General features: G+C 43.7%; 7 protein-coding genes and 2 rRNA genes. 2 read left to right on the forward strand and 7 right to left on the reverse strand.

The window, feature by feature from the left end:
- Window position 1: 1 nt before the first annotated feature.
- Window positions 2-2,929 (reverse strand): 23S ribosomal RNA (locus tag ACQQ2I_RS19560).
- A 303-nt stretch (window positions 2,930-3,232) separates the two neighbouring features.
- A 16S ribosomal RNA gene (locus tag ACQQ2I_RS19565) occupies window positions 3,233-4,787 on the reverse strand.
- Together the 16S and 23S rRNA genes form the textbook arrangement of a ribosomal RNA operon.
- Window positions 4,788-5,186: 399 nt before the next feature.
- Between ACQQ2I_RS19565 and ACQQ2I_RS19570 the strand changes: the two genes are divergently transcribed.
- Window positions 5,187-5,819, forward strand: coding sequence for a hypothetical protein (locus ACQQ2I_RS19570; protein WP_431028407.1), 633 nt, complete (start codon window positions 5,187-5,189; stop codon window positions 5,817-5,819).
- Between the two features lie 130 nt (window positions 5,820-5,949).
- Here the strand turns inward: ACQQ2I_RS19570 and ACQQ2I_RS19575 are convergent, their stop codons facing one another.
- A complete protein-coding gene (locus ACQQ2I_RS19575; RefSeq protein WP_431028408.1) occupies window positions 5,950-6,624 on the reverse strand; it encodes a KinB-signaling pathway activation protein in 675 nt (224 codons plus the stop codon).
- A 148-nt stretch (window positions 6,625-6,772) separates the two neighbouring features.
- Here ACQQ2I_RS19575 and gerD point away from each other — a divergent pair, with 148 nt between their 5' ends.
- Window positions 6,773-7,372 carry a spore germination lipoprotein GerD gene (gerD, locus tag ACQQ2I_RS19580; RefSeq protein WP_431028409.1) on the forward strand — a complete coding sequence of 200 codons (600 nt, stop codon included), beginning with the start codon at window positions 6,773-6,775 and terminating at the stop codon, window positions 7,370-7,372.
- A gap of 326 nt (window positions 7,373-7,698) precedes the next feature.
- On the opposite strand, the gene ACQQ2I_RS19585 is transcribed toward gerD, so the two are convergent.
- The 4 genes from ACQQ2I_RS19585 to ACQQ2I_RS19600 form a co-directional block, all read right to left on the reverse strand.
- On the reverse strand, window positions 7,699-8,757 hold the full coding sequence (locus ACQQ2I_RS19585; protein WP_431028410.1) for a P-loop NTPase: 1,059 nt from the start codon (window positions 8,755-8,757) through the stop codon (window positions 7,699-7,701).
- A gap of 75 nt (window positions 8,758-8,832) precedes the next feature.
- Window positions 8,833-9,546: an N-acetylmuramoyl-L-alanine amidase gene (locus tag ACQQ2I_RS19590; protein WP_431028411.1), complete on the reverse strand. Its 714-nt coding sequence runs from the start codon at window positions 9,544-9,546 to the stop codon at window positions 8,833-8,835.
- A gap of 52 nt (window positions 9,547-9,598) precedes the next feature.
- Entirely contained in the window at window positions 9,599-11,374 is a 1,776-nt protein-coding gene (locus tag ACQQ2I_RS19595) for an ABC transporter ATP-binding protein (protein ID WP_431030557.1), read from the reverse strand.
- Between the two features lie 33 nt (window positions 11,375-11,407).
- Window positions 11,408-13,138 (reverse strand): ABC transporter ATP-binding protein, encoded by a 1,731-nt coding sequence (locus ACQQ2I_RS19600; protein WP_431028413.1) that lies wholly within the window; start codon window positions 13,136-13,138, stop codon window positions 11,408-11,410.
- Window positions 13,139-13,251 lie beyond the last annotated feature (113 nt).

Genomic DNA, 13,251 nt, shown 5'->3' on the forward strand with positions numbered 1-13,251 from the left:
TGTGGTTAAGTCCTCGACCGATTAGTATTCGTCAGCTCCATGTGTCGCCACACTTCCACCTCGAACCTATCTACCTGATCGTCTTTCAGGGGTCTTACTTACTTGCGTAATGGGAAATCTCATCTTGAGGGGGGCTTCATGCTTAGATGCTTTCAGCACTTATCCCGTCCATACATAGCTACCCAGCGATGCCGTTGGCACGACAACTGGTACACCAGCGGTATGTCCATCCCGGTCCTCTCGTACTAAGGACAGCTCCTCTCAAATTTCCTACGCCCACGACGGATAGGGACCGAACTGTCTCACGACGTTCTGAACCCAGCTCGCGTACCGCTTTAATGGGCGAACAGCCCAACCCTTGGGACCGACTACAGCCCCAGGATGCGATGAGCCGACATCGAGGTGCCAAACCTCCCCGTCGATGTGGACTCTTGGGGGAGATAAGCCTGTTATCCCCGGGGTAGCTTTTATCCGTTGAGCGATGGCCCTTCCATGCGGAACCACCGGATCACTAAGCCCGTCTTTCGACCCTGCTCGACTTGTAGGTCTCGCAGTCAAGCTCCCTTGTGCCTTTACACTCTACGAATGATTTCCAACCATTCTGAGGGAACCTTTGGGCGCCTCCGTTACCTTTTAGGAGGCGACCGCCCCAGTCAAACTGTCCGCCTGACACTGTCTCCTACCCCGCTAAGGGGCATGGGTTAGAAATTCAGTACAACCAGGGTAGTATCCCACCGACGCCTCCACCGAAGCTAGCGCTCCGGTTTCTCTGGCTCCTACCTATCCTGTACAAGTTGCACCAAATTTCAATATCAAGCTACAGTAAAGCTCCACGGGGTCTTTCCGTCCTGTCGCGGGTAACCTGCATCTTCACAGGTACTATAATTTCACCGAGTCTCTCGTTGAGACAGTGCCCAGATCGTTACGCCTTTCGTGCGGGTCGGAACTTACCCGACAAGGAATTTCGCTACCTTAGGACCGTTATAGTTACGGCCGCCGTTTACTGGGGCTTCAATTCATAGCTTCGCTTGCGCTAACCACTCCTCTTAACCTTCCAGCACCGGGCAGGCGTCAGCCCCTATACGTCACCTTACGGTTTTGCAGAGACCTGTGTTTTTGCTAAACAGTCGCCTGGGCCTATTCACTGCGGCTCTCTCGGGCTTTCACCCTACCAGAGCACCCCTTCTCCCGAAGTTACGGGGTCATTTTGCCGAGTTCCTTAACGAGAGTTCTCTCGCACACCTTAGGATTCTCTCCTCGACTACCTGTGTCGGTTTGCGGTACGGGTACCTCCCACCTCGATAGAGGCTTTTCTTGGCAGCGTGAGATCAGGAACTTCGTCCATACGGACTCGTCATCACAGCTCAATGTATTAGTACGCGGATTTGCCTACGTACACACCTTACTGCTTGAACAGAGACAACCAACGCTCTGCTTACCCTACCCTTCTGCGTCCCCCCATTTCTCAAACGGTGGGGAGGTAGTACAGGAATATCAACCTGTTGTCCATCGCCTACGCCTGTCGGCCTCGGCTTAGGTCCCGACTAACCCTGAGCGGACGAGCCTTCCTCAGGAAACCTTAGTCATACGGTGGACAGGATTCTCACCTGTCTTTCGCTACTCATACCGGCATTCTCACTTCTAACCGCTCCACCAGTCCTTCCGGTCTGACTTCAGCGCAGTTAGAACGCTCTCCTACCACTCACACCAATGGTGTGAATCCACAGCTTCGGTGAATCGTTTAGCCCCGATACATTTTCGGCGCAGCGTCACTCGACCAGTGAGCTATTACGCACTCTTTAAATGATGGCTGCTTCTAAGCCAACATCCTGGTTGTCTAAGCAACGCCACATCCTTTTCCACTTAACGATTACTTTGGGACCTTAGCTGGTGGTCTGGGCTGTTTCCCTTTTGACTACGGATCTTATCACTCGCAGTCTGACTCCCGTGCATAAATATCCGGCATTCGGAGTTTGTCTGAATTCGGTAAAGCGAGATGCCCCCCTAGTCCAAACAGTGCTCTACCTCCGGTATTCTCATCACGAGGCTAGCCCTAAAGCTATTTCGGAGAGAACCAGCTATCTCCAGGTTCGATTGGAATTTCTCCGCTACCCACACCTCATCCCCGCACTTTTCAACGTGCGTGGGTTCGGGCCTCCAGTGAGTGTTACCTCACCTTCACCCTGGACATGGGTAGATCACCTGGTTTCGGGTCTACGACCACGTACTACATCGCCCTATTCAGACTCGCTTTCGCTGCGGCTCCGTCTTCACAACTTAACCTCGCACGTAATCGTAACTCGCCGGTTCATTCTACAAAAGGCACGCTATCACCCATTAACGGGCTCTAACTACTTGTAGGCACACGGTTTCAGGTTCTCTTTCACTCCCCTCCCGGGGTGCTTTTCACCTTTCCCTCACGGTACTGGTTCACTATCGGTCACTAGGTAGTATTTAGCCTTGGGAGATGGTCCTCCCGGATTCCGACGGAATTTCACGTGTTCCGCCGTACTCAGGATCCACTCTGGAGGGCATGTACTTTCGACTACAGGGCTATTACCTGCTCTGGCGGACCTTTCCAAGTCGCTTCGCCTAATACATGCCTTTGTAACTCCGTATAGAGTGTCCTACAACCCCAAGAGGCAAGCCTCTTGGTTTGGGCTCTTCCCGTTTCGCTCGCCGCTACTCAGGGAATCGAATTTTCTTTCTCTTCCTCCAGGTACTTAGATGTTTCAGTTCCCTGGGTCTGTCTCCAGTACGCTATGAATTCACGTAAAGGTACTACGCGATTAAACGTAGTGGGTTCCCCCATTCGGAAATCCCCGGATCAAAGCTTACTTACAGCTCCCCGAGGCATATCGGTGTTAGTGCCGTCCTTCATCGACTCCTAGTGCCAAGGCATCCACCGTGCGCCCTTAATAACTTAACCAAGTTATACTTGAACAACGTTCAAGATTTTAAGTTGACACGTCAATGTTACTTGACTTGTTTTGACTCTTATCTATTTAAAATAGAAATTTGTGTTTGCTTTCAATGTCGTTTTATCCAGTTTTCAAAGAACAAAGCTACTGACTTCCATCACATCGTGATATGCATCAGTGTATTTGCTACATGCAGCTTTGCGACGATAGCGCAAGCGTCAGGAGCAAGGTATTTAGAAAGTCATAAACTTTCAAAACTGAACGCAAAACGTTAACTACTGACCATGTCAGTATTCCGAAAATATCCTTAGAAAGGAGGTGATCCAGCCGCACCTTCCGATACGGCTACCTTGTTACGACTTCACCCCAATCATCTATCCCACCTTCGGCGGCTGGCTCCAAAAGGTTACCTCACCGACTTCGGGTGTTACAAACTCTCGTGGTGTGACGGGCGGTGTGTACAAGGCCCGGGAACGTATTCACCGCGGCATGCTGATCCGCGATTACTAGCGATTCCGGCTTCATGTAGGCGAGTTGCAGCCTACAATCCGAACTGAGAACGGTTTTATCGGATTAGCTCCCCCTCGCGGGTTGGCAACCGTTTGTACCGTCCATTGTAGCACGTGTGTAGCCCAGGTCATAAGGGGCATGATGATTTGACGTCATCCCCACCTTCCTCCGGTTTGTCACCGGCAGTCACCTTAGAGTGCCCAACTGAATGATGGCAACTAAGATCAAGGGTTGCGCTCGTTGCGGGACTTAACCCAACATCTCACGACACGAGCTGACGACAACCATGCACCACCTGTCACCGTTGTCCCCGAAGGGAAAACTATGTCTCCATAGTGGTCACCGGGATGTCAAGACCTGGTAAGGTTCTTCGCGTTGCTTCGAATTAAACCACATGCTCCACCGCTTGTGCGGGCCCCCGTCAATTCCTTTGAGTTTCAGTCTTGCGACCGTACTCCCCAGGCGGAGTGCTTAATGCGTTAGCTGCAGCACTAAGGGGCGGAAACCCCCTAACACTTAGCACTCATCGTTTACGGCGTGGACTACCAGGGTATCTAATCCTGTTTGCTCCCCACGCTTTCGCGCCTCAGCGTCAGTTACAGACCAGAAAGTCGCCTTCGCCACTGGTGTTCCTCCAAATCTCTACGCATTTCACCGCTACACTTGGAATTCCACTTTCCTCTTCTGCACTCAAGTCCCCCAGTTTCCAATGACCCTCCACGGTTGAGCCGTGGGCTTTCACATCAGACTTAAAGGACCGCCTGCGCGCGCTTTACGCCCAATAATTCCGGACAACGCTTGCCACCTACGTATTACCGCGGCTGCTGGCACGTAGTTAGCCGTGGCTTTCTAATAAGGTACCGTCAAGGTACAGCCAGTTACTACTGTACTTGTTCTTCCCTTACAACAGAGTTTTACGAACCGAAATCCTTCTTCACTCACGCGGCGTTGCTCCATCAGGCTTTCGCCCATTGTGGAAGATTCCCTACTGCTGCCTCCCGTAGGAGTCTGGGCCGTGTCTCAGTCCCAGTGTGGCCGATCACCCTCTCAGGTCGGCTACGCATCGTCGCCTTGGTGAGCCGTTACCTCACCAACTAGCTAATGCGCCGCGGGCCCATCCTGTAGCGATAGCAGAACCATCTTTCAACTTTCTAACATGTATTAGAAAGTATTATTCGGTATTAGCCCCGGTTTCCCGGAGTTATCCCAAACTACAGGGCAGGTTGCCCACGTGTTACTCACCCGTCCGCCGCTAACTTTCATCTGATGCAAGCATCAAATGAAAGTCCGCTCGACTTGCATGTATTAGGCACGCCGCCAGCGTTCGTCCTGAGCCAGGATCAAACTCTCCATAAAAAGAATTTGAGTAAGCTCAAATTTGCTGGCATCATGTTTGATGTCCAAAATTTTGTTTCTTATTTAGAAACATTTATTGTTAACGTTTTGCTTGTTCAGTTTTCAAAGTTCATTTTGTTAAGTTACTTCAACAGCAACTTTTATATCTTAACACTAACCTAATTTCATGTCAACAACTTTTTTGAAAGTTTTTTATCATTATCTGCTTTCGATAGTGACTTTTAGTATCTTACCATCAACTTTTTATTAAGTCAATGATTTTCTTTAAAACTTTCTTCATGTCTTAGCGACTTACTTATATTAGCACCACCTACTCATATTCGTCAACACTATTTCATAAGTTTTTTTGAGAAACTCATTTCTTTTTAAAATCCGCGCAAAAAAAGGAGCATGCCAACCATGCGAAAGGTACTGATATTATTAGGTTTATTTACGCTATCATTAGCTGCTTATTATTCTCTTCAAGACATTCGTATTCCGGTATTTTTAATGACAGAGGAGCCCAATGTAATTGTAAAAGGAAATAATGGACAGGTTCTGATAATAGAATTAGATTTTGAACATGATGGACTAGTAGAATTCATTACTTCCCCAAACAGTCGTAATACACTCTTTTTGTTAGACGCCGATCTTATTGAACGAGCGGACCATCTTGTAGAATTATTAAATACCTATCAACGTGCTACTGGGTTATTAGGGGAAACACTTGAAACGGTTGAGCAGGATATAGCTGTTTATGAAAATGCATTCGACAACAAGCCATTATGGTTTATGTTAAAAGGCTATATGTATGAAGACACATTAAAACGCACATTATTTGAACAGCAAATTAATATGATTGCCCCTTCTCTTGTTGTTCGCAACAATGTGTTACCTAAGAAGCTGGAAAAAGGAACGATATTATCTTTGCCTGTATATAAGGAGACAAATGTAGATTTTACTCAATTCTCGGATTGGGTGGCTAAACAACACTTTCTTTCTATAGAAGAAAGTCTATTTGGTTATTCGCTTAAAACAAAACGCTATCCTTAAAGAAAAGCGCAAGCTCCCTCTCTAGCCCCGACATGCGCTGAAGATAGATACTCTTTCAATTTGAAAAAGTTTATACTTTTCTCTTTAAAAAAAAGACTGACCAGAAGTTGTGGTCAGTCTCTCTTCATTATTAAGATTGTTGCGCTGTTTGCTTCCGTGCTTTGCGGCGCTCCTCTAATTTTTTACGATCTTGCTCTGATTTTTCATTATACTTCGGTAACATTAATAACTGATACGCATTTACTGCGACAAGTGGGAATAATAATAGAGCAACATACATATTAATATTGTCTTGACGCCCCATTAACGCAATAATCCATTCTAATGATGTAATGACAATCATAAAGAATATCGCTGAAATCAATACATGCTTTTTGCCAGTCATGTTCACTTTTTTAATAGCAGTTGCAATCGCCGCGCCTACTAAAAACACTAATAGACCTATGTAGAATAGCCAATCCCCTACAGATTTAGCATCTGGTGCAAAGCGGAAAATCACTAAATCCACTAAGACAATGATAATTAAAAGTAATTGTACCCAGTTCCAAAGTGTTAACGTTTTAAAAACACCGACACCAATTTGATGTAGTGTGAGATAAGCAAAAAAACCAGCTTGCGCAATTACACTCATCGTAAAACCAAGTAAAATCATCCATGTAAAGGCAGCAATAAATTCGCCGAATTCACCTGCGACTAAATATGGTTGAAAGAAATTCCAGCGTATAAAAAGGCTTGCCACTGCTGTGACACCACCGCCAATTAGCATAGCTATTACAAAAAACTTAAACCAATTTCGTATCGTCACGACAAATTGTCCTCCGTTTATTCAATTTCCTCATCTTATTTTAACAATGCTTTTGTAAAAAAGCTAATGATGATGTGATTCCATACATATTATTCCCCGAAATGTGAACAATAATTGAAAGAGCGCTTTCACGGAAAGGAAGGGACTTATGCGGCGACTATTCATCTTATGTTGGGTAGCTTTAGTGTTAGTTAGTTGTTCAGGCGAAAATACGTCGACGTTATCATATGAAGAAGTAAAGAAAATTATGGTAGACGCATTGCAAACAGAAGAAGGAAAAAAAGCAATACGACAATTACTTCAAGATCAAAGTTTTCGCGAACTACTTGTGCTTGAACACAGCGAAGTCGATACGGCTATGAAAAACACACTCCTCTCAAAAGAAGCGGAGGATTTTTGGAAAAAGACATTTGAAGACCCTAAGTTTAAAGAAACATTAGCCAAAAGCATGCAGGAACAGCAAGAAAAATTAATGAAAACCTTAATGAACGATGCCGAATATCAAAAAACATTAATCCAATTTTTTGACCAACCAGATATGCAAAAACAATTCGAGTCCATTTTAAAAGGGACTGAACTTCGAAAACAGATGGAGGACGTTGTAAAAGAAACGATTGAAAATCCATTAATGCAATCTAAATGGCAAGAGTTGATTCGGAAAAGTGAAGAGGAAGGTAGCTCTAAAGCAGGCGAATCTGGTGGCAGTAAAGATGAAAGTGGTGGAAAAGACAGTGGCGGCGGTGGTTAATAATCACCAATCTTAGAACGTAATCCGATGTCCATTATTCATGTCTTTACTATCTACTAACAATTGAGGATTATTGTCTTGAAAAAGGAAAAGTAGCGATTCATTTGAATTGCTACTTTTTTAGTGGATAGAGCATTATAAGTTTAATGGGTATCCACATACCGCGCCCTCTCTAGCCCTGACATGCGTTGGAGACAGGCTCAAAGAGACTTTCGACACGTCACGAGGCGCTGGGGCTAGACACCCTTTCAATTTGAAAAAGTTTATACTTTCTTATCTTTATATGAAAAGGAGGTGTCCAAAGTGACACCTCCTCTTTAATGCCATTATTTCGTCAATCTTTCAACGATACGCCCAGCGATTTCTAAATAGATTTGACCTGTTGGGTGGTCTTCAGCATAAACAGATGGTGCAAAATCCTCATCTGCCCAGTCTGGTTGACCTAAAGGAATTTGACCAAGTAAATCTGTGCGTAGCTCTTCCGCTAATTTTGGACCTCCGCCTTGACCAAATACGTATTCGCGTTCACCTGTTAGTTTTGACTCGAACCACGCCATATTTTCGATTACACCAAGAATTTCATGGTTTGTTTGTAATGCCATCGCACCCGCGCGCGCTGCAACAAATGCTGCTGTTGGATGAGGTGTTGTGACAACGATTTCTTTTGAAGCTGGCAACATTTGATGTAAATCAAGTGCTACATCCCCTGTACCTGGTGGTAAATCTAATAATAAGTAATCCAGATCGCCCCACTCTACATCACGGAAGAACTGATCTAATACTTTTCCTAGCATTGGTCCACGCCATACGATTGGTGCATTATTTTCTACGAAGAAGCCCATTGAAATGACTTTTACACCCATGCGCTCTACAGGATAGATACGGTCATTTTTTACAACTGGCATTTCTGTAATGCCCATCATATCTGGTACGCTAAATCCGTAAATATCCGCATCGATTAAACCTACTTTTTTACCTAGACGAGACAGCGCTACTGCCATATTGACTGACACTGTCGATTTCCCTACGCCACCTTTACCAGAGGCAATGGCAATAAATTGTACTTTAGATAATGGCGATAAAATGTCTTGCGCCTCTGCTTCTGTCGCTTGGCCGCGGAATGAATCTAATACTTCTGGCGATAATTCTTCAAAACGAATACCTACTGAAGCTGCACCATTTGCTTTTAATACCTCAACAATTTTCATTTGAAGTGTCATTTGTTCTGGTGTGTTTGTTTTTGCAATGGCAATTTTTACGCTAACAAATTGCTTGTCTTCCTTAATTGTTACGCTTAAAATGCCGCCTGTTTGCTCTAACGTTCTATGTAAAAAAGGATCTTCTAGTTGCCCCAATAGTTCTCTGACTTGTTGTTCGTTCATCAAATTCATACACTCCCCCAAATTTTATATCCATTGCTAGTATATCACACTGCACTTCTAGTAGTACTGTGAGTTGCTTCACTCATACGACATATCAAAATAGTTTTCAATACCTTCGGCGATGGCGATGGCCATTTTTTCTTGATAGTTTTTATCCGCAAGTAACGCACTTTCTTCCGGGTTGCTCAAGAAGCCTGTCTCCACTAATACAGCAGGTACTTCCGTTTTTTTCAGTAAATATACTTGCTCAATCGCGAGTGCTTCCCTGTTTGTGTTTCCTAAATCTTCTCGAATCGATAATTGAATCGCTTTAGCTAAGTATTGGCTTTGCTCATGTCCTGTTTTATGATAAAACACTTGCGCACCACGCCACTGACTATCTGGAATGGCATTAGCATGGACTGTGATAAATAAATCCGGTTGTGTGCTTGCAACAATCGACTGTCTTAAGAAAATATCTTGCTTTTTACGCTCTCGCAGTGTTGGATACTCTTCACCTGGTTTATGCTCGCTAATGACATCCCCTTCTGTTGTACGTGTCATCACAACTTCCGCTCCAAGACGCTTTAGCTGTCTTGCTAGCTTTTGTGTAATTGCAAGTGTGACGTCCTTTTCGATGAGATCGCCATTCGACGCCCCACCATCTATTCCGCCATGCCCAGCATCAAGCACGATTGTCACCCCGCCTAGAGGCTCCGGTAAGAAAAAGCGCCTGTCCGATGCACTTGTTTCATACACAACGACGAGCATACAAGTACATAGTAATACAAGTACTGCTAACCAACGTCGCACATGTCCACTCTCCTTTTTCCATACTATACGTAAAAGAGAGTGAGTCTATGCATTATTCCATTGCCAGATGATTTTGTAATGTTGCGTAAAAACCCTGTTTCTTCATTAATGAATTGTGATTACCTGATTCTAAAATTTGCCCATCTTTTATCACCAGAATTGTGTCTGCATTTTCAATTGTTTTTAATCGGTGGGCAATCACAAAGCTTGTACGCCCCTTCATTAAATTATTTAAGCCTTTTTGAATGTGTAATTCTGTCATTGTATCCACACTTGATGTTGCTTCATCAAGAATTAAAATATCGGGGTCTTCTAAAACGGCACGAGCAATCGCAATCAGCTGTCGTTGTCCCTGACTTAAATTCATACCACCGCTTGTTAGTAATGTGTCATATTGCTGTGGTAAATATTTAATAAAATTATGGGCACAAGCAATTTTCGCTGCCTGCTCTACTTCTTCATCTGTTGCGTCGAGTTTACCGAATCGAATGTTTTCACGTACTGTACCGGAGAATAAGTACGTATCTTGCAATACAACACCGACATGATCACGGACATTGGCCATTTTATAATGCGTAATCGGCTCACCATCCAACAAAATTCTGCCCCCTGTCGTATCATAAAAACGAGTAAGGAGCTGAATAATCGTTGTTTTGCCTGAGCCAGTTGGACCGACAATCGCTACCACCTCACCCGCTCTCGCTGTGAAATCAATGCCACGTAAAATGGGCTTGCCTGTTTCATATTCGAATGCTACTTGTTCAAACTGAATATCCCCGTTAAAGCGACTCTTTTCTTTCGCATCTAACTTGTCTGCCACTTCTTCTTTTTCGTCTAAAATCTCGAAGACGCGCTCAGAACCAGCAATAGCTGACTGGAATGTATTTAACAAGTTGGATAACTGATTAATCGGACGGAAAAATTGACGCGTATAGACTACAACAGAAGCAATCACACCAATTGTGACATCACCTTTCACCGCTAAAATGGCACCTACACCAATGACTAATCCTGTGCCAAAGTTATTCATGAAGTTATTAATCGGACCCATAAAGCCAGAAACAATATCTGCACGCATAGCAGATGTACGTAGCCGTTCATTCACTTCTGTAAACTCTGCTACGGTTTTCTTTTCTTTCCCAAACAGCGTTGTAATATCCGAATTGGAAATGGTTTCTTCTATATAACCATTTAGCTGTCCTAAATCACGTTGCCGCGCTACGAAATTAACACTACTACGCTTAATAATTTGCTTTGTTACCCATACGATTAACGGAATAACCGTTAATGTCACAATCGCTAGCATCCAATTCAAATAGAAAAGCACAAAAGCCGTCCCAATAATTGTTAGGAACGAAGAAATAATTTGTATAACACTTTGCGATAATGCTGCATTTAAGTTATCAATATCGTTTGTCATACGACTCATTAAATCGCCTTGCTTACGCTTGTCGAAAAACGATAACGGTAAGTTTTGTAGCTTTGCAAACAATTGTTGGCGTAATTGGCGAATTGTTTTCTGTGAAACACGGATCATCACATAAAACTGTAACCACGTGAATAATGAATACACGGTATAGATAGTCGCTAGCATGATGGACATGCGAATCGCACCACTCACATCTAACTTTAAGATGTATTCATCCGTAATGACACCGACTAAGTACGGACCTATTAAGCCAAGTAATGAACCAATAATGACTAGAAATGTCGCTAAAAGCATCCCTAATTTTTGCTGACGCAAATAGCTCCATATACGGAGGAGTGTCTGTTTTTGATTTTTTGGCTTTACGACAGGTCCATTAAACCGTCCGCCTGGATGACCCATTGGTGGTGGCGGTCCGCCTGGTCGTTTATTCACTTACCGTCCCCCCTTTTCTATTTGTGTGCGTACAATTTGTTGATATAAATCACTTGTTGCGAGTAATGCCTCATGTGTTCCACTGGCAGTAATTCGCCCGTCATCCATTACAAAAATTTGATTTGCATGACGAATGGAAGAAACTTTCGATGACACGATAAATTTCGTTGCATCCGCAAACTCTGCTTGGATTGCTTGTTGAATTTTCTTTTCGGAAATACTATCAACTGCACTTGTAACATCATCTAAAATAAGGATAGCCGGCTTACGAATAAACGCGCGCGCCATGGCGAGACGTTGTTTTTGTCCACCCGATAAATTCGTTGCCCCTTGTGTTAATGTATGTTCTATACCTGCTGGTAACTTCTCTACAAACTCGCTTGCACAAGCAGCAAGCAAACTTTCTGCAATTTGAACATTTGTTGCGGCTTCCTCTCCGTAGCGAATATTGTCAGCAATCGTTTTGGAAAATAACGTTGCCTTTTGCGGGGCAAATCCAATCGATTCACGGAGCTGTTGTAAATCGTATTGTTGAATGGGAATCCCGTCAATTTTTATCGTTCCTTGATTAGCATCAAATAAACGCGGAATCATTTTGACAAGCGTTGACTTTCCACTACCGGTCATACCGATAATCCCGACTGTTTCTCCTGCCTTCACAGAAAAGGACAGCTCCTTTAGTACGGGTTCTGTGTCTTTATTATAAGAAAAGCTGACATTTTCAAAAGCTATATCGCCACGTACCGAATGATTCACTGGTTGCTCAGGACTGTTCACTTCAGTCGTTTCTTCTAGTACGGAAACGATACGCTCTGCGCTAGGTACAGCACGCGCAAGCTGTATAAGTACCATAGAGGAACTCATTAAACCATTCATCACCATCATTAAGTAGTTCGTAAATGCTAAAATAACGCCAATTTGAATCGTATTGTTTTCTACTTTAATGGCGCCCAGCCATAATGCTGCAACGATCCCCATATTAATCACAAACATCGATAACGGGGCTAAAATCCCAATGATTTGATCTGCATGAATACTGCGTTTCATCAGCTGCGTATTGACTTCAGCAAACTGGGCAATCTGATGATTTTTACAGTTGTATGCTTTTACTACTCGGATGCCCGCTAAATTTTCCTGTACTTTTGTATTTACTTGGTCCACAACCTTTTGTACACGGTGAAATAGCTTACCTGAAATCATCGTAAAGAAGTACACACAAATAGCTAAAATGGGTACGACAACGAGTAAAATAGAAAATAGCTCCCGCGCTGTGAAATACACCATCACAATAGCACCAACAAATAACATCGGGCCACGCACAAAGATCTTCAATAACATCGTCAGTGCACGCTGAAGCATTTCTACATCGCTCGTTAAATTTGTAATGAGCTTACCGAGCGTAAATTGATCCTTACTACTATTCGAAAAATATGTAATCGTTTCATATAAATCATGTCGTATATCCGCGGCAAAATTGACGGCTACCCGTGAGGCATAAATGGAACAACCTATACCGCCAATCAAGCCGAAAACTGCTGCCACAATCATTAGGCTAAACATTGTTACAATATAAGCCGTATCATGTTGTGCAATGCCATTATCAATAATCAACTGTAAGATGGCTGGTTGCACTAAATCCATCGCGACTTCTAAAAGCATCATAAGTGGTGCAATAATAGCAAATGCGATATACGGCTTTAAATACTTTGTTAACTTCAAAACAGCTTGCAAAGTACTAACCTCCTTTTCATTCTAAAATGTTTCACGTGAAAAAATCCCTCAAACTTTCGCTTGAGAGATTGGATTGTTACAAGCAACTCACTTTGTATATTACCTGTATCACC

Source organism: Lysinibacillus sp. LZ02 (assembly GCF_050613145.1).
Lineage (GTDB): Bacteria > Bacillota > Bacilli > Bacillales_A > Planococcaceae > Lysinibacillus_B.

Coding starts and splice junctions, on each gene's coding strand:
- ACQQ2I_RS19570 (WP_431028407.1), top strand. CDS start 5,187: ATGCGAAAGGTACTGATATTATTAGGTTTATTTACGCTATCATTAGCT.
- gerD (WP_431028409.1), top strand. CDS start 6,773: ATGCGGCGACTATTCATCTTATGTTGGGTAGCTTTAGTGTTAGTTAGT.
- ACQQ2I_RS19595 (WP_431030557.1), bottom strand. CDS start 11,374: ATGGGTCATCCAGGCGGACGGTTTAATGGACCTGTCGTAAAGCCAAAA.